This is a genomic window from Stenotrophomonas sp. STEN030, assembly GCF_056759995.1.
On the sequence record NZ_JBRREB010000020.1, the window covers coordinates 1 to 22,303 of the forward strand.

The 22,303-nt window shown below is 63.3% G+C and carries 16 protein-coding genes; 10 read left to right on the top strand and 6 right to left on the bottom strand.

The features are described 5' to 3' along the window. Window positions 1–196 precede the first annotated feature (196 nt). Window positions 197–2,839, bottom strand: a complete 2,643-nt coding sequence (locus tag ACVOLR_RS08755) for a PAS-domain containing protein (RefSeq protein WP_481536107.1) — start codon at window positions 2,837–2,839, stop codon at window positions 197–199. A gap of 183 nt (window positions 2,840–3,022) precedes the next feature. On the opposite strand from ACVOLR_RS08755, the gene ACVOLR_RS08760 reads away from it, so the two are divergent. Both ACVOLR_RS08760 and ACVOLR_RS08765 read left to right on the top strand, forming a co-directional pair. Further along, entirely contained in the window at window positions 3,023–4,354 is a 1,332-nt protein-coding gene (locus ACVOLR_RS08760; RefSeq protein ID WP_481536108.1) for a dicarboxylate/amino acid:cation symporter, read from the top strand. Between the two features lie 233 nt (window positions 4,355–4,587). After that, window positions 4,588–6,879 carry an NADP-dependent malic enzyme gene (locus ACVOLR_RS08765; protein ID WP_481536109.1) on the top strand — a complete coding sequence of 764 codons (2,292 nt, stop codon included), beginning with the start codon at window positions 4,588–4,590 and terminating at the stop codon, window positions 6,877–6,879. 237 nt (window positions 6,880–7,116) lie between these two features. Here the strand turns inward: ACVOLR_RS08765 and ACVOLR_RS08770 are convergent, their stop codons facing one another. Next, the gene (locus ACVOLR_RS08770; RefSeq protein WP_481536110.1) at window positions 7,117–7,482 is read right to left on the bottom strand and encodes a helix-turn-helix transcriptional regulator; all 366 of its coding nucleotides are present in this window, start codon (window positions 7,480–7,482) and stop codon (window positions 7,117–7,119) included. Between the two features lie 399 nt (window positions 7,483–7,881). Between ACVOLR_RS08770 and ACVOLR_RS08775 the strand changes: the two genes are divergently transcribed. From ACVOLR_RS08775 to ACVOLR_RS08795, 5 genes are all read left to right on the top strand, one after another. Next, the gene (locus ACVOLR_RS08775) at window positions 7,882–9,033 is read left to right on the top strand and encodes an HlyD family secretion protein (RefSeq protein ID WP_481536111.1); all 1,152 of its coding nucleotides are present in this window, start codon (window positions 7,882–7,884) and stop codon (window positions 9,031–9,033) included. A gap of 184 nt (window positions 9,034–9,217) precedes the next feature. Next, entirely contained in the window at window positions 9,218–11,962 is a 2,745-nt protein-coding gene (locus tag ACVOLR_RS08780) for a M16 family metallopeptidase (protein ID WP_481536112.1), read from the top strand. A 279-nt stretch (window positions 11,963–12,241) separates the two neighbouring features. Further along, complete coding sequence (locus tag ACVOLR_RS08785; RefSeq protein WP_282267169.1) at window positions 12,242–12,439, top strand: zinc-finger domain-containing protein; 198 nt, start codon at window positions 12,242–12,244, stop codon at window positions 12,437–12,439. A 10-nt stretch (window positions 12,440–12,449) separates the two neighbouring features. Continuing rightward, a complete protein-coding gene (locus tag ACVOLR_RS08790) occupies window positions 12,450–13,562 on the top strand; it encodes a glycosyltransferase (RefSeq protein WP_481536113.1) in 1,113 nt (370 codons plus the stop codon). Then, a complete protein-coding gene (locus ACVOLR_RS08795) occupies window positions 13,543–14,877 on the top strand; it encodes an O-antigen ligase family protein (protein ID WP_481536158.1) in 1,335 nt (444 codons plus the stop codon). Before ACVOLR_RS08790 ends, ACVOLR_RS08795 begins: the two co-directional genes overlap by 20 nt. Before the next feature lie 13 nt (window positions 14,878–14,890). On the opposite strand, the gene ACVOLR_RS08800 is transcribed toward ACVOLR_RS08795, so the two are convergent. Further along, window positions 14,891–15,811, bottom strand: a complete 921-nt coding sequence (locus tag ACVOLR_RS08800) for an LpxL/LpxP family Kdo(2)-lipid IV(A) lauroyl/palmitoleoyl acyltransferase (protein WP_481536114.1) — start codon at window positions 15,809–15,811, stop codon at window positions 14,891–14,893. A gap of 449 nt (window positions 15,812–16,260) precedes the next feature. Between ACVOLR_RS08800 and waaA the strand changes: the two genes are divergently transcribed. After that, window positions 16,261–17,568, top strand: coding sequence for a lipid IV(A) 3-deoxy-D-manno-octulosonic acid transferase (gene waaA, locus ACVOLR_RS08805; protein WP_481536115.1), 1,308 nt, complete (start codon window positions 16,261–16,263; stop codon window positions 17,566–17,568). Between the two features lie 316 nt (window positions 17,569–17,884). Continuing rightward, complete coding sequence (locus tag ACVOLR_RS08810; protein WP_481536116.1) at window positions 17,885–18,205, top strand: hypothetical protein; 321 nt, start codon at window positions 17,885–17,887, stop codon at window positions 18,203–18,205. A gap of 55 nt (window positions 18,206–18,260) precedes the next feature. Here ACVOLR_RS08810 and ACVOLR_RS08815 read toward each other — a convergent pair whose 3' ends face one another. The 3 genes from ACVOLR_RS08815 to ACVOLR_RS08825 all read right to left on the bottom strand — a co-directional run bounded on the left by ACVOLR_RS08815 (window position 18,261) and on the right by ACVOLR_RS08825 (window position 21,069). After that, entirely contained in the window at window positions 18,261–19,601 is a 1,341-nt protein-coding gene (locus tag ACVOLR_RS08815; RefSeq protein WP_481536117.1) for a TolC family outer membrane protein, read from the bottom strand. 20 nt (window positions 19,602–19,621) lie between these two features. Beyond that, a complete protein-coding gene (locus tag ACVOLR_RS08820; protein WP_282267184.1) occupies window positions 19,622–20,269 on the bottom strand; it encodes a protein-L-isoaspartate O-methyltransferase family protein in 648 nt (215 codons plus the stop codon). 125 nt (window positions 20,270–20,394) lie between these two features. Continuing rightward, complete coding sequence (locus ACVOLR_RS08825) at window positions 20,395–21,069, bottom strand: TetR/AcrR family transcriptional regulator (protein ID WP_481536118.1); 675 nt, start codon at window positions 21,067–21,069, stop codon at window positions 20,395–20,397. A 106-nt stretch (window positions 21,070–21,175) separates the two neighbouring features. Between ACVOLR_RS08825 and ACVOLR_RS08830 the strand changes: the two genes are divergently transcribed. After that, on the top strand, window positions 21,176–22,303 hold the full coding sequence (locus ACVOLR_RS08830; RefSeq protein ID WP_481536119.1) for an efflux RND transporter periplasmic adaptor subunit: 1,128 nt from the start codon (window positions 21,176–21,178) through the stop codon (window positions 22,301–22,303).

The window sequence follows — 22,303 nt, forward strand, 5'->3', positions numbered from 1 at the left end:
TCGCGTGGGGTGTCTTCAAGAGCGGCCGGGATTTCGATCCGACCATGCTGAGAGTAGGTCAAGCCTGCTTCCAGCAGGCTTGACCGCGAACATAGGATCTCGGCTCTACAGTGAGGCCTTCCTGGTAAGGCCCAGCGCAGCATGGCTGCGCATCTATAGATGCAGGAGTGGCTATTGCCCGTGATCAGCACCGCAATCAGCTCCCACGCTGATATAGATGTGTCATCAGCGAACGCAGCGCGGCAGTCCGCGCCTGCTTGGAAACAAAGCCCCAGTTGCGGTCGCGTGCGAGCTCGCACAGGTCTGGGTCTTGTTCGGCGGTGAACAGGATCACGCCGGGCTCGCTGCCCCAGCCTTCCACCAGCAGGGGCAGCAGGTCGGGGCCGCTGATATCGCCCATGCGTACGTCCAACAACAACAGGTCGGGAACATCGTCGCCCCGTGTTGCTGCCCGTGCGTCGTCCACGCCGCCGGCGAACTCCACCTGGCAGTCCCAGCGTTCCAGCAGCAGGCGGGTGGCCAGGCTGATGCGCGGGTCATCGTCGATGCACCAGACCCGGCATCCGGCCAGCAGAGAGTCTGCTTGTGGTTCTTCCGCCGGCGTCACCGGCAGCGTGCAGCTGCCGACATCGCCGCGTGGCACGGTGACCGAAAATACGCTGCCGCGCCCGGGCGTGGAACGCAGGCCGATGCGGTGACCCAGTAGGTGGGCGATGCGGTCGACGATGGCCAGCCCCAGGCCGGCGCCGGGCTCTTCGCTGCCGGCGTTGTCGAGCCGACGGAACTCTTCGAAGATTTCCTGCTGGCGCGCTTCTGGAATGCCGGTGCCGGTGTCGTGTACTTCGATACGCAGTTGTTCACCGTCGCGGCGGCAGCCGATGACGATGCGGCCGCTGCGGGTGTAGCGCACTGCGTTGGACAGCAGGTTCTGCAGAATCCTTCGCAGCAGGGCCTCATCGCTGCACACCACCGCGGTGGTAGGGACATGGCTGACCAGCAGGCCACGCGCATTGGCGAGGATGCCGAACTCGATGCTCAGCGCGTCCAGCAGCGGTTCCAGCGCGAAGTCACGGACCCGCTTCTCAAGTGCACCGGATTCAAGTCGCGAGATATCGAGCAAGCTGGTCAGGATGCCGTCCTGCGCGGTCAGCGCGTTGTCGACGTTGTCGGCGATATCGCGGCTATCGTTGTCGGTCAGACGGCTGCGCAGTGCTGACAAGAACATGCGCGCTGCATTCAAGGGCTGCAGCAGATCATGCACGGCAGCGGCTACTAGTCGTGTCTTGGCTTGATTGGCTTCTTCGGCATCACGCTTGGCGCCAGCAAGATCGCGCGTGCGCTCGTTTACGCGCAGGCTTAGCGTGTCAGCCAGTGAGCGCAAGTCGCGCGCGGCATTGCGGTAGGCGGTGATGTCGGTATAGCTGGTGACAAAGCCGCCGTCCGGCAGCGGATTACCGCGGATCTCGATCACGTTGCCGTCGCCGCTCTCACGCTCGTGCATATGCGGGGTGGCCGAGCGCAGGTGATTGAGCCTGCGTTCGATGGCTTCCTCCACCGGGCCGGGACCGAGCAGGCCGCGGCGTGCGTTGTAGCGGAACACGTCGGCAATCGGCCGGCCTACCTGGATCAGCCCGGGCGGGAACCGGAACAGTTCGATATAGCGTCGGTTCCAGGCCACCAGGTTGAGTTGTGCGTCAACCACGCAGACGCCTTGTGGCAGGTGCTGCAGGCTGGCGCTTTCGCCATGGTCGGTGGCGTGGGCGGCATGCACGACGCCATCCTGGGCGGTGCGTAGTTCCAGTGCATGGTGCTCAACCAATTGTTCCAGCTCGCGCCGACTGCGCTCGCGCAGACGTGCCAGGCGTTGCCGCTGCCACAGCACGTAGCCCAGCAGTAACACCGCTATCAGGCTGGCCATCACCGCGCCGGCAAAGGTGCGCGCGGTGTTGCTGCTGCTGGCGGTGCTGCGCAGCAGATGCAGGGTCCATTGCTGTTGCGGCAGATGTTGCGATACCCAGATCACATCGCCGGCGTCGGGCAGTTTCACCCGCTGTTGGTTTGGCCCCAGTCGTACGCCCTGCGAGTACTGCAGTTGCTGCTGCGGCAGATGCGTGTACTGGCGGGTGCGCAGCAGTTCTTCGCGGACACCACCATCAAGCGCATGCAACGCCAGATAGCGCCACGGGCGGTGGCTGGAGAGAAAAATCACGCCATTACTGTCGCTGACGAAGACGGTGTCGGTGGTATCTGCCCAGGTCTGTTCCAATGGCCGCAGGATGACCTTCACCACCACCACGCCCACCGGCTTGCCACTCTCCTCGTGCACCGCCTCGGACAGGAAATAGCCCGGCATGGCGGTGGTCACGCCTTCGGCATAGAAAGTGCCGTTGCCTTGCTGCATCGCCTGGCGGAAATACGGGCGGAACTTATAGTCATTGCCGACATTGTTGCTGCCGGGCGTGCGCCAGTTGCTGGCGGCCACCGCTACGCCATTGCGGTTGAGCAGGGTCAGGGTGGAGGTGGCAGCCACGCCGTTGACCCGCTCCAGCTTGCGGTTCAGGCGGTCCAGCTCTGCGCTGTCCAAGGTGGCTCGCGCCAGCGTGGTGCGTACATCCGGATCCAGCGCCAGCACTGCTGGAAGCACCCGGTGGCGTTCGATCAGTGCCTGCAGGGCCTCGCCATGCAGATGCAATTGGGTCGCCGCCCGCCCGGCATCGCTGGCAAGGCTGCTGCGCTCGAAGTGACGCAGCGCCGTCAGGCTGATCGCAGCCACGACCAGCGTGGCTGCGAGCGGTAGCAGCCAGCGCATGCGGCGCCGTTGGGTGGGGAAGAACGGCATGGCTCGATGGTCCGGCAGGGCTGCCGTGGGGGGCCATAGGTCTTGTCCGGTTATTGGCGCTGTTAGTCCGGAATCGTTGATCCGGTCCCGCTTGTGTGCGTGCAGTAACACCAATGCGTTATCGGCGACGCGCGGTTTGGCGCGTAAAAAACCTCCTAGTAGCGAAATTCGAGGTTCCCCGCCATGCACGCCCCTTCCGCCGTTGTTGCCAGCCAGCCCGCGCGCCGGCTGCCGTTCTATCGTCAGCTTTACGTGCAGGTGCTGGTAGCGATTGCGCTGGGCGTGCTGCTTGGCCATTTCGAGCCGGTGTTCGCCGAGCAGCTCAAGCCGCTGGGCGATGCCTTCATCAAATTGGTGAAAATGATCATCGCACCGGTGATCTTCCTTACCATCGTTACCGGCATAGCCGGCATGACCCACCTGCGCAGTGTTGGCCGGGTGTTCGCCAAGGCGATGGCCTACTTCATGTTCTTCTCCACCCTGGCCTTGGTGGTCGGCATGGTGGTGGCACATGTGGTGCAGCCTGGCGCCGGCATGAACATCAATCCGGCCGATCTGGACCAGGCTGCGGTGGAGGGCTATGTGGCGCGCTCACACGAGCTGAGCCTGGTGGGCTTCGCGCTGGACATCATTCCCAAGACCCTGGTCAGCCCGTTCGTTGGCGACAACATCCTGCAGGTGCTGTTTGTCGCGGTGCTGTTCGGGATAGCGCTGGCCTCGGTCGGCGAGAAGGGGCGTCCGGTGTTGACCCTGCTGGAAGCGCTGACCACGCCGGTATTCAAGCTGGTGCACCTGCTGATGCGGGCTGCGCCGATTGGTGCGTTTGGCGCCATTGCCTTCACCATCGGCAAGTACGGCATCGCCTCGCTGGTCAACCTGGCCTGGTTGGTCAGCTCGTTTTACCTGACATCGCTGCTGTTCGTGACGGTGATCCTGGGCGCGGTGGCGCGCCTGTGCGGGTTCTCGGTTTTCAAGCTTGCCCGTTACCTCAAGGCCGAACTGCTGCTGGTGCTGGGCACCTCCTCATCGGAGTCGGCACTGCCTTCGCTGATGGAAAAAATGGAAAAGGCCGGCTGCAGCAAGTCGGTGGTGGGTCTGGTGGTGCCGACCGGTTACTCGTTCAACCTGGATGGCACCAACATATACATGACCTTGGCGGCCTTGTTCATCGCCCAGGCCACCAACACCGAGTTGAGTCTTGGCCACCAGGTCGCGTTGTTGTTGGTCGCCATGCTCAGCTCCAAGGGCGCGGCCGGGGTCACCGGCGCAGGATTCATCACCTTGGCCGCGACGTTGGCGGTGGTGCCGGAGGTTCCGGTGGCAGGTATGGCTTTGATCCTGGGTGTGGACCGGTTTATGAGTGAGTGCCGCTCGTTGACCAACTTCATCGGCAATGCGGTGGCGACCGTGGTTGTTTCGCGCTGGGAAGGCGCGCTGGATCGGCAGCGCCTGCGCTCGGTACTTGATGGGGCGGAGCCGTCTGAACTGCCGCCGTCGCCATCGGTCAAGGCCTGAGGTTTACCTGTGTGTGCTGTTTTTGCGCGGGGCCAGCCACCGAGCAGGCGGCCCCGCGTTTTTTTTCGTCCCGAGCTTGTCATGCTCAGGGACGAAACTGACGCGCATGCAGTGGCGTGGAAAGGTCCGAATTGTGCGGTTGCAGCATGACTGCGACAGCGTAGCGACAGGTCCAACTGCCTTAACGGCGTTATCATCTCCCGTCCTTCTTGCCCATTAGCGCCCACAACTCGATGTCCAACGAAGATTTCAAGCAGGCCGCCCTCGAATATCACCGGATGTCGCCGCCAGGCAAGATCAAGGTGGTGGCTACCAAGCCCATGTTGACCCAGCGTGATCTGTCGCTGGCGTATTCGCCGGGTGTGGCACATGCCTGCGAAGCGATCATGGCCGACCCGGCCATGGCCAGCGAGATGACCGCACGCGGCAACCTGGTCGGCGTGATCACCAACGGCACTGCGGTGCTGGGCCTGGGCAATATCGGCCCACTGGCCGGCAAGCCGGTGATGGAAGGCAAGGGTGTGCTGTTCCAGAAGTTCGCCGGCATCGATGTGTTCGACATCGAAATCAACGAGAACGATCCCGACAAGCTGGTCGAGATCATCGCCTCGCTGGAGCCGACCTTTGGCGGCATCAACCTGGAAGACATCAAGGCACCGGAGTGCTTCATCGTCGAGCGCAAGCTGCGCGAGCGGATGAACATCCCGGTGTTCCATGACGACCAGCACGGTACCGCGATCATCGTCGGCGCTGCCGTGCTCAACGCCATGTGCATCACCGGCAAGAAGATCGAAGAGGTCAAGCTGGCCACCACCGGCATGGGCGCGGCGGGTATTTCCTGCGTCAATATGCTGGTTTCGTTGGGTTTGAAGCCGGAAAACATCCTGGCCTATGACCGCGACGGGGTTATCCACACCGGTCGTACTGATCTGGACCCGGAAAAGGCCCGCTACGCCCGCGATACCGACAAGCGCACGCTGGCCGAGATCGTCGACGGTGCCGATATCTTCCTGGGTCTGTCGGCTGGCGGCATCCTCACCAAGGACATGGTCGCCAGCATGGCGCGTGACCCGGTGATCTTCGCCCTGGCCAACCCCTACCCGGAAATCCTGCCGGAAGACGCCAATTCGGTGCGTTCGGACCTGATCATGGGTACCGGCCGTTCGGACTACCCGAACCAGGTCAACAACGCGCTGTGCTTCCCCTACCTGTTCCGCGGCGCGCTGGACGTGGGCGCAACCACCATCAACGAAGAAATGAAGGTTGCCTGCGTGCGCGCGATTGCCGCGCTGGCCCGCAAGGAAGCCTCCGACCTGGGCGCCGCTTACGGCGGTGACGTGCCCAGCTTCGGCCGCGACTACGTGATCCCGCGCCCGTTCGATCGCCGCCTGCTGGTGGAGCTGTCGGCCGCCGTGGCCCAGGCCGCGATGGATTCGGGCGTTGCGACGCGCCCGATCGCCGACATGGGCGCCTACCGCGACAAGCTGGCCCAGTTCGTCTACCGCACCAGCCTGTTCATGAAGCCGGTCTACGACCGTGCGCGTTCGGACAAGCAGCGCGTGGTCTACGCCGAGGGCGAAGAAGAAGTGGTGCTGCAGGCGGTGCAGAACGTGATCGACGAAGGTGTTGCCTTCCCGATCCTGATCGGCCGTCCAGACGTGATCGAAGCCCGCATCGAGCGCTTGGCGCTGCGCATGCGTGCCGGAGTCGATTTCGAAATCACCAACATCAACGACGACCCGCGCTTCAACGAGTATTGGCAGTACTACCACGAGATGACTGGCCGCAAGGGCGTCACCGTGGCCGCTGCCAAGAACCTGATGCGCTCGCGTCCGACCCTGATCGCGGCGGTGATGGTTGCCCGTGGCGAGGCCGATGCGATGTTGTCGGGCCTGGTTGGCCGCTTCCACAAGAAGCTGGGTTATGTGCGCAGCGTGATTCCGCTGGAGGCCAAGGTCAGCTCGACCTCGGCGATGACCGGCGTGATCAACAACCAGGGCGTGTTCTTCTTCGTCGACACGCACGTGCAGGAAGATCCGACTGTCGAGCAGATCGTCGAATCCACGCTGCAGGCGGCGTTCCGCATGAAGTTGTTCGGCATCGAGCCGAAGATCGCGCTGCTGTCGCATTCCAATTTCGGCAGCCACGATTCCAAGGACGCGTTGAAGATGCGTCAGGTGCGTGAGGCGCTGCTCAAGCGCAACCCGCGCTTGAACGTGGATGGCGAAATGCAGGGCGATACCGCATGGGATGAAGCACTGCGCGACAAGCTGTTGCCCAACAGCACGCTCAAGGGCCGTGCCAACCTGTTCGTGCTGCCCAACCTGGAAGCAGCCAACATTGCCTACAACCTGGTGCGCGTGTTCACCAATGGTGTGGCGATTGGTCCGATCCTGATGGGCATGACCAAGCCGGTGCATATCCTGACCAGCAGTGCCAGCTCGCGCCGGGTACTGAACATGACTGCGATTGCTGCGGTCGATGCGCAGATCCGCAAGCAGATGGAAGCCGATCGCGCGGGTTGATTGCCAACCAGCACGTGTCTGAGCAAAGCCGGCCTTGTGCCGGCTTTGCTTTTGCGGGTGAGCGAGGCCGCTGATCTCTTGTGGGAGCGGCGTCAGCCGCGAAGCAGGTGGCTCATCAGATCGAAAAATCGCCTGATACTTCGGCAATGCCAGCTTCGCGGTTTACACCGCTCCCACAAGCAGTGGCATGTGTTTCGGACGGGCGGCGCCGATTGAATGCTCGGTCGCCGCCGAACATCAGAACTGTGGAATCTTCTGCGCCTCCACTATCTGCAGCACCAGCTTGCGGGTGGCGGCGCGGCAGGACCGGTATGCCAACAACAACCTGCGCTCCGATGGGTCATCCACCAGCTCCGCGTTCTCGCTGGGTATGGCAGCAGAGATTGCATCCAGTTCCCCTCGTCCCGTCGCCAGCCTTTCAAATGAAACATCCGTCACCAATGCAATGGTGATCAAACGCATCGTGCTGGGTGATATTCCCGTCGGACTTTCCCAGTTTCCCACCGCGCTACGGCTTACTTTCAGTTGGCCTGCCAACTCCGCCTGCGTCATCCTCATCTTTCTCCGCGCTTTGCGGATGCGGATTCCCAGATGGTCATGCATAAATTTCTCCTCGAGCGTTGACCATGAGAGCCGACTAAAAGCCTAAGCCATTGCGAGCTTGCGCAGTCGGCAAAGACTTATTGTCAATGTTCATTACGTCCGTGGATTATCGGAACGAAACTCGTCATCGATATTGACGACTTTTGCCAATGTAAATTGCACCCTCTGTTCGCGCGGCTCGATGCCGTTAGGCTGCGGCGGAGGCGGCAATTAATGATGGATGGTCGTTGGTATAACGCTGACAGATTGATAAGTTTTTTTCTTAAGCGTTGAACTGTTGGTGTACGCGTGGCGCAAACCGAATCGAATGAAAAACTGCAGGTTGTCGATCATCGCTGGTGGTCATGGATGGAATTGAAACGGTCCGCAAAACTGTGCCTGTATTCAGCAGGTACATTCGTGTTCTTGGTTGTCGTTGCGATGGCATTGGCCATCCGTGACGGCAATGAGGCCGCCGTGGTGGTTGGTCGGCTCGTCCCGGTACAGGGAATGGCAACGGTGTTGGCGCCGGTGGGTGGTGTTGTGCGTTGGCTGGACGCTGATGACGGCAAGCGTGTGGTCGAGGGCGATACGCTTGCCCTGGTAGCCACGCCGCGCGCGATGCCCGAACTCGGGGACGCCAATCTGGCGCTGGAACATGGCCTGCAGCAGAAGCAGGATAGTTTCGTATTGGCGCGCGACGCGTTGAAAGAGCAGTTGGCGGCACAGGCCACAGGTCTGCATGAGCAGATGCAGGCGGCACGCGCAGAGGCGCAGCAGATCGCACTGGAGGTCGCCACGCGGCGGGAGCAGATTCGGGTCGCAGGCGACGTGTTGACGCGACGAAGAGGGTTTGAAATGGCATCTGCCGCGGGTCTTGCCGCTGCGGAACAGCAGGAGGCGCTGGTGCTGGAGTACACCGTGCAGCTGCAATCGCTGCGCCGGCAGCAGGCCGCGACGCAACGCCTGATCGCCCAGCTGAAACAAGCCAAGCAGGAATTGCCCGGACGGCAGAAGGCCAACGATGCCGCCTATGCGGAGCATCTGGCGCAGTTGCGCCTGGATCAGGTTGAGAATGAGGCCAGTGCTGCGTTGTTGGTGAAAGCGCCGGTTGATGGTGTGGTGGTCGCACGGATGGTCAAGCCGGGGCAGTCGGTGCAGCTGGGCCAGCCGATGCTCAGCGTATTGCCCGGCGATGGCCGGCTGGAGGCTGAGCTGATGGTGCCGGGGCGCACGATCGGGGCGATGGCGCCTGGCGACCGCGTGGTACTGCGCTATCAGGCATTCCCGCATCAGAAGTTTGGTACGCAGCATGGCGTTATTGCGCACATCAGCCGCACTGCGGTGGATAGTGAAGAGGCCAGTTTCGCGCCGGGGCTGCCGGCAATGAAGGAGGCCTTCTATCGCGTTACGGTCGAGTTGGCCGCCCAGGCCATTGTGGCCCACGGCCGCTTGGAGCCGCTCAAGCCCGGGATGATGCTGGATGCGCAGCTTTACGGTGAGCGCGAGCCGCTGAGTGATCGTTTGCTGCAGCCGATGTATTCGTTCGGCGGCTGGTTGGGCGGGCGTTGAGCGGTGATGCTGGTCCAGCTGGTTGGATGTGGCTGGATGCTGGAATGTTGGTTCGCGCACCCCGGAATCTCCCGCTTTTGCGATGATGCGTGTTGCTGCTTGGCTTCCCCTGGTGTGGCCTGGGGAGTGCCAGGCGTATGGATTCGTGTGTTGAGCGCAAACTACCGAGGACTGGATTCCGATGATGAAGCTTTCTTGTTGTGCTTGGGCGGTGGCGCTTTCGCTGGCATTGTCGCCGATGGCACAGGCAAAGCAGGCCGCCGCTGGCTTGCCTGGCAACCTGCAGGCAGGTCCCTGCGTCGAGGGGGTGTGTGAGTACCGCTTGCAGAATGGCCTGCGCGTGCTGCTGTTTGCCGATGCCAGCAAGCCAACCGTTACCGTCAATCTGGTCTACGGCGTGGGCTCGCTGCATGAGAACTACGGCGAGACCGGCATGGCACATCTGCTTGAGCACCTGATGTTCAAAGGCACGCCCAAGCACCCGGATATCCCTGGCGAAATGCAGCAGCGCGGGGTCAGCAAAAATGCGACCACCTCGCTGGACCGCACCAATTACTTCGCCTCGTTCCCGGCCAATGACGACACCTTGGACTGGTTGCTGGGGCTGGAGGCGGACCGCATGCTCAACTCCAAGGTGGCCAAGGCCGACCTGGACAGCGAGATGACGGTTGTCCGCAACGAGATGGAGGCTGGTGACAACAACCCTTACGGCGTGCTGATGAAGCGCATGCGTTCGGTGGCCTTTGATTGGCACAACTACGCCAACATGCCGATCGGTGCGCGCTCGGACGTTGAGAACGTGCCGATCGAAAATCTGCAGGCCTTCTACCGCACCTGGTATCAGCCGGACAACGCATTGTTGATCATCGCTGGTCGCATCGACGGCGAGCAGGCGCTGGCGCGGGTTGCTGCGCATTTCGCACCACTGAAGAAGCCCGCGCGGACCATGCCCGTATTCCACACCGTGGAGCCAGTGCAGGACGGCGAGCGCGAAGTAAGCGTGCGCCGTAGCAGCGATCTGTCATTGATTGCTGCCAGCTACCACGTTCCAGCGTTGGCACAGGCTGACAGCGCGCCGCTGGCCGTGTTGGGCAACGTGCTCGGTGACAACCCCAATGGGCGGCTGTACAAAGCGCTGATGGAAACCAAGCTGGCGGCATTTGCCGGCGCCAGTAGCGAGACCCTGCACGATCCGGGCTTGTTCACCCTGCTGTCGGCGGTACCCAAGGACGGTGACCCGGACAAGACCGCGGCCGAGTTGTTGAAGCAGGCTGAAGCGATCGCCGCAACGCCGGTAAGCGAAGCGGAAGTGAGTGCTGCCAAGCAGCGCATCGGCAATGCAGTTGAAAAGCGCGCCAGCGACGTCAACGCAATGGCGATGGCCTTGTCCGAATATCAGGCCGCCGGTGATTGGCGCTTGCTGTTTGTGCAGCGTGATGCGATCGAGGCGGTGACTGCTGCCGATGTGAACCGCGTCGCGGCGGCCTACCTGAAGCCGCAGAACCGTACCTTGGGCCGCTTCGTACCTACCGCCGCGCCGGACCGCGCGGTGATTCCAGCCGCGCCGCCAATTGCGACGCTGGTGGATGGCTACAAAGGCCGCGCCGCGGTCAGCGCGGGTGAGGCGTTTGATCCAAGCGTGGAGAATATCGCGGCGCGTACCGAGAGTTTTGTCATCGGCGATGGCTTGCGGGTTTCATTGCTGCCCAAGCGTAATCGCGGGCAGACGGTGACGTTCACGGCCACGTTCCGGTTTGCCGACGAGCAGACCATCACTGGCCGCAGTGAAGCCGGTAGCTGGGTTGGGCCGATGCTGATGATGGGTAGCCAGCGCCTGGATCGTGGCCAGATCGCAGCCCGCTTCGATGCGCTCGGCACCCGGGCGCAAGTAAGTGGTGGCATGCAAGCCGCCAGCATTGGCCTCAGCGGCAAGCGCGATACCTTGGCCGAAGCCCTGCGGCTGGCGGCCGACGTGCTGCGCCACCCGTCATTCCCGCAGGCCGAGTTCGAGCAGTTGCGGCTGCAGGCGGTCACCGGGCTGGAGTTCCAGCGCAAGGAGCCGGGCACCTTGGCGTCGCTGGCGCTGAACCAGTATTTCGATCCGTGGCCGGTCGGTCACCCGCTGCACGTGCAATCGATCGATGAGTCGCTGGCGCGGGTGAAGGCGGTCAAGCTGGAGGACGTGCGTGCCTATCATCAGGACTTCTACGGCACAGCCGTGGGTGAGATCGCAGTGGTGGGCGATTTCGATCCGGTGGCGATGAAAGCGGAGTTGCAGGCCCTGTTCGCCGACTGGAAGTCGCCCAAGGCCTATGCGCCGATCAGCACTCATTACCGCGATGTCGCTGCAACGAACGAGCGTTTCACCACCCCGGACAAGCCCAATGCGGTGCTGCTGGCGCGGCAGAACATCTCGATCAATCTGGCCGACGCGGACTTTCCTGCGCTGAACATCGCCGTTGCCATCCTCGGTGGCGATCCGCTCAAGGCGCGTCTGGCCGAGCGCATCCGCCAGAAGGACGGTCTGAGTTACAACGTCGGTGCCGGGTTGAGTGCCGATGAAAGCCGCATAGGCCGTGATGACAATGGCAGCCTGAGCATCCAGGCCATCGCAGCACCAGAGAACATGGGCAAGCTGGAGGCCGCGCTGCGTGAGGAGCTGGCGCGGTTGGTTGCCGACGGCATCAGTGTGGAGGAGCTGCGCAGCGCCGTGGCCGAAAAGAAGGTGGCACGTGAGCAGTCGCGGGCGGCCGATGGCGCCATCGCCGGGCTGCTGAGTGATCACCTGTACTACGGCCGCGACATGACCTTTGAAGCGCAGCGTGACGCCGCCTACCAGGCGCTGACGGTGGAGCAGGTCAATGCTGCCATCCGCAAACACCTCAAGCCGGAGCGGCTGAGCGTGTTTGTCGCAGGTGACTTCAAGTAAAGGCGGCTTCAAGTAACAGGGCAACGGGGTGGTCAGCCGCCGCCCCGTTGCTGGCAGCAATCGATCGCTCAGCGTTGCTAGCGGGCCGCCGCGGCTGTTGTGACCGGCAGGGTCGCTGCCTGCTCAGCTGAGGCTGAGCTCGGGAGCAGGGCAGGGCGGTGCTTTCCCGGTCGCGGCGGGGTCGTAACCGGCTTTTTGCTGCCCGCGCTGGATTGGCGCGGCCGCGTCGGCCCGGCGCTGCTAGAATTGCGCTGACCTGGTTTTTTTGTGAATGACGCCATGAGCCATACCGCCACCGCGCCCGCCAACGCCGAGAAGCGTTACACCGTGCACCGCGCTGACCTGCCGCTGAGCTGCCCGACGCCGGAAATGGCGCTGTGGAACTCGCACCCGCGGGTTTACCTGCCGATCGAGAACGAACCCAATGGCGAGGCTGCTTGCCCGTATTGCGGTTCGGTATTCGTACTGGCCGACTGATCGCTGACCGATGCGCCGTTTGACGGTGGTGCAGTTGCTGCCGGCGCTGCATTCCGGCGGCGTCGAGCGTTCAACTCTGGAAATTGCTGCGGCACTGGTGGCTGCCGGTCACCGGGCCATTGTCGTGTCCGCGGGCGGGCGCCTGCTGCAGCCGCTGCTGGACAGCGGTGCCGAGCACCTGACCCTGGATATCGGCCGCAAGTCGCTGCTGACCCTGCGTCACGTGGCGTCGCTGCGACGCCTGTTCAGCGAAACCGGCGCCGACATCGTGCACGCCCGTTCGCGTCTGCCAGCCTGGCTGGGCTGGTATGCGTTGCGTGGCATGCCTGCGAGCCAACGTCCGCGCTGGATGACCACCATGCACGGGCTGAACTCGCCTGGTCGCTACAGCGGCATCATGGCCAGTGGTGAACGGGTGATCTGTGTCTCGCAGACCGTGCGCGACTATCTGCTTGAGCATTATCGGCATACCGATCCGGCCAAACTGCGGGTGATACCGCGCGGCGTGGATGTGGCCCAGTTTCCGCGCGTGGAGCGCAGCGACCGCCGGTCGCGTCTGGCCGTGGCCGCGCAGCATCCGCAGCTGGGCACGCAGGCGCCATTGCTGCTGTTGCCCGGGCGCGGCACCCGCCTGAAAGGGCATGCGCATGCCGTGCAGTTGCTGGCGGCCTTGCAACGCGAAGGCCAGCCGGCGGTGTTGTGGATGCCCGGCGTCCGTGAGCCCGGCCGCGAAGCCTATGTGCGCGAGCTGGAACAGCTGGCGCAGACGCTGGGTGTAGCCGATCAAGTCGTTCTGAGTGAACCCACCAACCATATTGCCGAGGCTTACGCCGCCAGTGATCTGGTGCTGCAGCTGTCGGACAAGCCGGAAGCATTCGGCCGCACCGTGCTGGAAGCGCTGTCGGTAGGTCGCCCGGTAGTTGGATGGAACCATGGCGGGGTGGGCGAGTTGCTCAGCCAACTGCAACCTTCCGGCGTTGTCGTACACGCTGACCAACAGCAGCTGACGCAAAGCGTGCTGCAGCTGTTGCAGAATCCACCGTCACTTCCACGACGAATTCCCTATACGTTGCAGTCCATGCAGCGTGCGACCCTGGATGTCTATGCAGAACTCGGTAACTGATCGGTCTTATGTAGCGAGGCCACGGCAGGCGGGCTGGTGGGCGCCGATATGGGTGGTCACCTATGTCGCGTTGTTGCCGTTGCCTGGCATCGCCGAGTCAGTGCTGGTGCTGGGCGCCTTGTTCGCCGTGCTGCGCTTGTTGCTGTTGCGGCTGAAAGAGGGTGACGGCATCCGCAGTCTGTTGGGCGTGCCGGCATTGGCACTGACCAGCGTGCTGTTCTGTGCGTACTGGCTGCCGCAGCTTGGCTCGGCGCTAGGTGCGGAGGATCCGGGCAAAGTCTGGGGCAAGGTCGCCGCGGGGCTGCGCTACCTGCCTTTCATGTGGCTGGTGGCGATAGCGGTAGGTACAAGCCAGCGACGCAGTACAACTTTTACCGGTCTGGCGATGGTCACCGCGCTGTGGACGCTTGATGCCTTGCTGCAGGCGGGTATTGGCACCAGCCCCTTGTTCTGGAGCCTGGATCAGCTCAAGTGGCTGAGCAGTGGGCACGGCCTGTGCACCGTGCAGGAAGTAGCCGCGGCCGATCGCCTACCCGGCATCTTCGGACCGTGCAATCTGAAATTCGGCCAGGTACTGGCCAGTCTGTCGCCGTTCCTGTTGTTTTTTGTCGGCGCACGTTTTGGACGTTGGGGCTGGTTGTTGAGCGCCGCTGCAGTCGGCGTGGTGCTGGTGCTCGCCGGTTCGCGCGCCTCGCTGATCACCTATGCGCTGGTCCTGCTGATTTCCGGTTGGCGCCTGCTGGGGGCCAAGTGGATGTTGCTGGTGATGCTGGCCGGCGTTGTCGGCATTGGCGCATTGGTGGCGGGCTCGGCGCAGGTGCGTGAGCGTTTTTCGCGCACCGCGATGGCTTTCAGCGGGGGCGCCAGCGGGGTCAACGAGGCCTTGTCCGGGCGTAGTCAGATATGGTCGGCAGCGCTGTGCATGGTGCGCGAACACCCGATCAATGGCGTTGGCGCGCGCGGTTTCCGCGATGCCTATCCGCGCTGCAACCCGAGCCCGGAGCAGAATCCGGTCTGGGGCGAAGGCCCAGCCTTGCACGCCCACCAGATCGTGCTGGAGATCCTCGCTGAGACCGGTGTGCTTGGTCTGTTGCTGTGGATTGCCGGGGCGGCGATGGCGCTGCGCGCCTGGATCTACTCCGGGCCGCAGGCGCGTGATCGGGCGCGTCCGGCGGCGCTGGCCTTGGCGGTAACGGTATTTCCGCTCAATACCCATCTGGCGTTCTATTCGGCCTTCTGGGGGGGGCTGACGGTGCTGCTGGCGGCGCTGTACGCCGGCGCCCTGCTGGCCGAGCCAAACGAGCGCAATAGCTGAGCCGGCAGCCGCTTCAGTCGTAGAAGTGGCTGCGGCCTTCGGGCTGACGCTTGAAGCGGCGGTGGATCCACAGATACTGCGAAGGCGCTTCGCGCACCATCTGTTCGATGGCGGCGTTGACCTGGGCGGTATCTGCAACCGCGTCGTCGGTGGGGAAGTCGGGTAGGGGCGGTGCGATCTTCAGCACATAGCCACTGCCTTCGCGCCGGTGGAAGTAGGGCACCACGGCACAGCCGGTCATCCGCGCGAACTGATGGGTGGCGGTGATGGTGGAGGCTTGCATGCCAAAGAACGGCACGAACACCGAGTCCTTGCCGCGCATGTCCTGGTCCGGTGCGTACCAGAGAAAGCCGCCTTTCTTCAGATGGCGCACGGTGGCGCGGATGTCCTCGTTGGCAAACATCGCGCAGGCGTATTTCAGCCGGCCGCTCTTCACCGCCCATTCCATCACCGGGTTGCGGTACTTGCGGTACATGCCGGCCAACGGCACGTGATCGCAGAGCAGGCGGCCGCACATCTCCAAAGTCATGAAGTGGCCTGACACCAGCAGCACGCCACGGCCTTCGGCCTGCAATGCCTTGAGATGCTCCAGCCCTTCCCATTGCACCTGCGGGCGGATCACGTCGATCTTGCCCCACCAGGCGCGGGCAAATTCAAATATCCCCACACCGAGTGCGTCGAAGCTGTCGCGCAGCAGGCGCTGCCGCCAGGCCTCGTCCTGCTCCGGGAAGCACAGTTTGAGGTTGACCTCGGCGGCATGGCGGCGGCTGCGGGCCAGATGCAGGGCCAGCCAGCCAATGCCGCGGCCGAGGGCGCGCTGCAGCGTCCATGGCAGGCGCGCGGCGACGAGGGCGATGCCAAGCCAGGCAAAGGTGGGCCAATGACGTGGCTGCAGCAACGAGGGCCGGGTGGCGGTGGAGGGTGAATCGGACATGGGTCGATTCTAAGCCACGGGGATGACGGCTGGAGCAGGGTGTAGTGCTGTTGACTTAAGCGTTTGAGCCACTCAGAACTCGATGCCAGACTTCTGGCGCCGGATTTTTTGTGGGAGCGGCGTAAGCCGCGAAGCGTGAACATCATCAGATGGCGCAGGTTTCGGAGGGGGGCAGCGTCAGCTTCGCGGCTTACGCCGCTCCCACAGGCAAACGCCAGGCCGGTGCACTACCTGCTTCGCTTGCGTGAACAGCATTAGGAGCGGGGTCGGGTTTGTTGGAGTGCCGGATGTGGGTGCTGGATCAGGGCGGGGCTCGGGGGTGAAGGCAAAAAGCCGGTGCACCCCTCCTCAATCCTCCCCTGCGCTGCGCGCCAGGGAGGAAGCAAAGCAGGCGCGGTTGGCGGCTCTTCGTCTCACGCAGTTCCGCTGTTCTCCCGTATCCTTCGCCGATGCGTAAGGATCCAGTCGAATTTCTGCTGCGCGGCATCTATTCCGTCGTGCTCTATCTATTGCTGCCCATCACTGTGTACCACCTGGTGTGGCGCGGGTTTCGTGTGCGCGAGTATTTTCAGCGCTGGGACGAGCGATATGCCTCCTACCCGGAAAGTGGCGGTCAGCCGCGGGTGTGGTTGCATGCGGTGTCGGTGGGAGAGGTCAATGCGGCCGCGCCGCTGGTCAATGCCCTGCGTGCGCAGCGGCCGGATATCCGTTGGATCATCACCACCATCACTCCGACCGGTTCGCAGCGGGTGCGCGCGCTATGGGGTGATGCGGTCGATCATGTGTATCTGCCCTATGACGTGCCCGGCAGTGTCAGTCGATTTCTGGGCCATTTCCAGCCCAGCCTGGCGCTGATCCTGGAAACCGAGTTGTGGCCGAACATGTTGTTCGGTTGCCGCGATCGCGGCATTCCGGTGTACATCCTCAATGCCCGCCTGTCGGCGCGGTCGCTGAAGGGCTACCGGGCGTTGAAGGCGCTGGTTGGTCGCGCGCTGCGCACGGTCACCTGCGTGGCGGCGCAGTCGCAGGCCGATGCCGACCGCTTTATCGAGCTGGGGGCGATGCCCGAGCAGGTGCAGGCCTTGGGCAATCTGAAGTTCGATATCCATCCGCCGGATCCGACGGCGGTGCTGCAGGCCTTCCACCAGCACGTGGCGGCGACGCGGCCGATATGGATTGCCGCCAGCACCCACGAAGGCGAAGAGCAGGCGGTGATCGAAATCCATGCGCGTTTGTTGCAGCAGCATCCGGATGCCTTGCTGCTGTGGGCGCCACGTCACCCCGAACGTTTCGCCAAAGTTGAAGCATTGGCGCGCGAGCCGGGCTGGCGGGTGGCCACGCGCAAAGCGCAGCAATGGCCGGGCGCGGATGCGCAGGTATTCGTGATCGACACGCTGGGTGAGTTGATGGCGTTCTATGCCTGCGCGCAGGTGGCGTTTGTCGGCGGCAGTCTGCAGGCTATCGGTGGCCATAATCTGCTGGAGCCGGCGGCGATGGGCACGGCAGCGGTTACTGGCCCGCATCTGCATAACTTCGCCGAGATCTCGCGGCGGATGGATGAGGCTGGAGCGCTGTGCATCTGTGCTGATGCGGCGGAAGTGGGTGCAGCCGTGTCGCGTCTATTGCAGGACGAAGCCGAGCGCGAACGCATGGTTGCTGCGGGACGCGCACTGGTGGCCAATGGCCGTGGCGCGCTTGAGCATACGATTGCGTTGATCACCCCGCAGTTGCCGCCGCCGAGTGAGTCCGCGTCGTAGCGGTTTACCCGCTGCCTTGGTGGTGATTGTCTGTGGGAGCGGCGTAAGCCGCGAAGCTGACCTTGCTGAAGCCCTTGGTTCCGGTGCCATCTGATGATGCCCATGCTTCGCGGCTTACACCGCTCCCACAAATGAGCAGTGTCGGGCGACATGGCACGGGTATGCACAGTGAGCCGGGAAGGCGTGCACAACGTTGTTTCCTGTGCGCGCTACGCCTGGCTGAGCTACGGTGCCGACGGCAATTTTGAAGGCTGCCACTACCGAGGATTTTGTGCCCGGAGTGTTGCCACATCATGTCCGGAATCTTTGCCGGATCATGATCTCGCTGCACTTTCGCAGCGATCAAGGAGAATGTGTGATGTTGATGAACATTACCCCGAAACTGCTGGTAGCCGGAATCTTGGCTACGGCGTTGGGCGCTTTCTCTGCCCCCGCGTCTGCTTCATATGGGTATGTGACGACTCAAGGTGTGGGTCCTACCTATGCAGCGGCGGTCGCCAATGCAAACGAGATCGCGGGTATTGCCTGCGCACGACAAGGGGGGAATCTGATCAGCAGTTTTGTAACGTTTTCCTATCAATACCCGGTCGGTGGATGGACCCTTTCGCTTGCTGGGACGTGTTTCATCTATCCATAAAAAAGCGGGCCCTAAAGGGCCCGTTTTTTGTGACTGCCTGTGACTGCGGATTGCTTCACTGCTTCGAGCTCGCATCCACCGTCAGCAGGCGGTTGATGTCCTGGATTTCGCTGATATCCAAATCGCCGATGGCCTGGCTCAACTGCAGGCGGGCCTGCAAGAAGTTGTAGCGCGACGTTGCGTAGTCCAGCTGGGCCTGGAACAGGGTGCGCTGGTTCTGAACCACGTCCAGCACGGTACGGGTACCGACTTCCAGACCGACCTGCGAGGCGTCGTAGGCGCTCTGTGCCGAGACCACGGTCAGGCGACGCGCTTCCACTTCGCTGATACCGGCAACCAGTGCCTGGTAGGCATTGCGGGTGTTGCGGTCGAGGGCACGCTTCTGCTGCTCGAAGGTATCCTGGGCGATATCGCGACGGGCCAGCGCCTGGCGTACGCCGGACTGGGTGGCACCACCGGCGAAGATTGGCACGTTCAGGGTCAGGCCGATCGAGTTGGTGGTGGCGTCCGGAGCGACAGAGCCGCTACCAGTGGTGTCACCCCAACGCGCGCTCTTGCCCCAGCTGCCGCCCAATGACAGGGTCGGGTAGTGGCCACCACGGGCGGAGGAGACGTTGGACTCGGCGGCGCTGACCTGCAGCTCCTGCGCCTTCAGTGCCGGGTTGCGCGAGACCGCATCGGCGACCAGCTGGTCGACGTTGCCGCGGTTGGCTGGCACTTCCGGGCGGAAGTCTACCGGCAGGCCGCGCAGGTCGCGCACCGGCTGGCCGGTCAGCTCGGTCAACGCCTGGTAGGCGTCTTCTAGTGCATTGCGGGCAATGATGGTATTAGCACGTGCCTGGTCAAACTGGGCCCGGGCTTCGTGCATGTCGGTGATCGGTGCCAGACCCACTTCCAGACGCTTGTCGGCATAGTCGAACTGCTTCTTGGCAGCGGCTTCGTTGGTCTCGGCGGCAGTCAGCGACTCGATGCCGACCAGCACATTGAAGTAGGTGGTCGCAGTACGCACGACCAGTTCGTCGTTGGCCGACTCGAGATCGAAATCGGCAGCCTTGCTGACGTCACGCTGCGCGCGCAGGTTGGCGAACTGGCTCCAGTTGAACAGGGTCTGGCTGCCGTTGATGCCGTAGTTGCGGGTCTTGGAGGTGGAGCTGCCGCTGATGTCGTCGTAACTGGTGCGGGTACGGTTCAAGGACGCTTCACCGCCGATCTGCGGCAACAGCGCGGCGCGGGCCTGCACCTGGCCTTCCTTGTTGATCAGGCGCGTGGATTCAGCCGCAGCCAGCTGCGTGTCACCGTTGCGGGCCATTTCGTAGACCTGCAACAGGTCGGCGGCATGGGAAGTCAGCGGAGTGAGAGCGACTGCCAGCGCAAGGGTGAGGGATCGGCGGATCATTGCGGCTTCCTTGGACGGTTTTAGAGTTGGAATTGCGGTGCGGGCGCAGCGCCCTGCAGATAATCAAGATCGGTTTCGAACAGCGAGGCAATGCTGCCATCGGCCTGGACCAGCACCGCTTCCATCACCGGCGAGACGCCGCGGATGGCAAACAGGCGGCCGCCGCTGCGCAGCAGCTTCAGCAGTTCCACTGGAACGGTTTCTACCGCACCGGTGATGCAGATGGCGTCGAACTGACGCTGGCTCTGCCAATTCAGGCCATCGGCCACTTCAATGCGGACATTGCTGCCCAGCTTGGCGGCGTCCAGGTTCTGGCGGGCACGCTCGGCCAGCTCCGGCTGGATTTCCAAGCTCAGCACTTCGCGGGCCAGCTGGCCCATGCAGGCGCTCAGGAAGCCGCTGCCGGTGCCGATTTCCAGCACTTCATCGGTCGGCTGCAGATCCAGCGCCTGCAAGGTACGGCCTTCGATGACCGGCTTCATCATCTTCTGGCCATGGCCCAGCGGCAGCTCGATGTCGGCATAGGCCAGGGCGCGGTGCGATTCGGCGACGAAGGCTTCACGCGGCAGGCGGGCCAGCACGTCCAGCACGCGGACCTCCAGCACATCCCAGGGCCGGATCTGCTGTTCAACCATCATTTCGCGGACGTGGGAGTAATCGATCGTCATGGGAAGCTCATCATTCCAGCGCAGTGGGCCGGCCATTTTACCGGTTACCAGACACAAAGTACGGGTCCAACATTGCGGCGAGGGCCGCGTTGGACGCAGTGCCGGAAGTCATTCGCACCTCCGGTTCATTCAGCTTGCTGGCGCGGGGCGTAGGCCCGGAGGAAGAAATCAACGCTGGCGGCGATATGCACGTCGGCATTGAGCTGATCCGGGGCGGCGCACAGGCCACACATCATATGCGCATGGACTTCGCCCTTGATCAGGCAGAAGAACTGTCGGGAGGCCAGGGCCAGGTCGTCAATGGCCAGCTGGCCGCGGGCAACGCGGGCGCCGAGGAACTCGGCCAAGGCGGTCTCGGTACGGGCCGGGCCGGCCTGCCAGAACATCTGCCTGACCCGGTCGTCGGTGTCCGGGGTCATCATCATGCGCTGGGTGGCGATGGCCGCATCGCTGCTGATCAGGGTGAAAAAGGCATGGCCAATGCCCAGCAACTGGCCGCGCAGCGGCGCTTCGTTATCGGTGACAAACAGCTCGTCCGGCATCATTTCCACGCACTTGGCCTGGATCGCCTCGCTGAACAAGGTGTCCTTGTCGCCAAAATGGCTGTAGACCGTCAGCTTGGAGACGCTGGCACGGGCCGCAATCTCGTCCATGCTGACGCCGTTGAAACCCTGCTCGATGAACAACTCCTTGGCCGCGTCCAGGATGGCCGCGCGCTTGCCCAGGTCCTTGGGGCGACCCGGACCGGAGCTGCGTGGCGCCGCTGCTGAGGGCGCTGGGGAGGGTTTCTTCGGAGACATCAGGTAATACTAGACCAGCTGGTTCGATATTTATACTATACCGATGCGTTTAGTAATGGCGGTGAAATCCCGTCCCCTCTCTCCCCTTGCGTCAGCGACCTTATTTATGACCCACCTTCGATGGATTGGCTGTTGCCTGCTGTTGCCCTTGCTTGCTGCCTGCGGCAAGCCTGAAACCGCGCCTGTACATGCTGTACCTGTGTTGGTGGAGCACCCGGCCGGTAATGGCGGAGTGGCGATCGGCGCCTATCCGGGCGAGGTGCGTGCGCGCGAGGAAACCGCACTGTCCTTCCGCGTCGGCGGCAAGCTGCTGCGGCGCGAAGTGGATGCCGGTCAGCGGGTGAGCAAGGGACAGTTGCTGGCCGAACTCGATGTTGCCGACTACAACCTGCAGGCGCGTGCTGCGCAGGCACAGTTCGCTGCCGCTGAGGCTGATCTGGTGCGTGCCCGCGACGAGCACAAGCGCTATCAGGCGCTGGCCAGCCAGCAGCTTGTCAGCCAGTCGGCGCTGGATGCGCAGACTGCGGCATTGAAGGCCGCGCAGGGCCAGGCCGATGCGGCGCGGGCCAATCTCGATGTTGCGCGCAATCAATCCGGCTATGCCCAGCTGCATGCGCCGGAAGCCGGCATGATCGCCAGCCGCGAGGCCGAGGCCGGGCAGGTGGTTGCCGCTGGCCAGACCATCTACACATTGGCCGCTGACGGCGCGCGTGAGGTTGCCATTGCGCTGCCGGAAAGCACGATCCGCGATTTCAGCGTCGGCCAGGCAGTGCAGGTTGAGTTGTGGAATCAGCCAAGCAAGCCCTTGTCAGGCAGCATCCGCGAGATTGCCGCCGCCGCCGATCCGCAGGCGCGTACCTATGCCGCCCGAGTCAGTCTGGCTGCTGATGCACTGGACGCAGTCGAACTCGGGCAGAGCGCGCGGGTGTTCATCGCCCACGGCAAGGACGGTGTGATGAGCGTGCCGCTGGCGGCGGTGCAGGCTGGCAAGCAGCCGCAGCAGGGCAGTGTCTGGGTGGTGAATCCGGCTGATGGCAAGTTGCAGGCGCGCACGGTGACGCTGGGTGCCTATGGCCCGGAAAGCGTGCCGGTGCTGCAGGGTTTGAAGGCTGAGGATTGGGTGGTTGCCGCCGGTGGGCATCTGCTGCGCGAAGGCCAGCAGGTAACTGCTGTTGATCGCAGCAATCGGCCGGTGCTTGCGCCTGCCGCCGCGTCCGCAAAGAAAGGGGAGTGA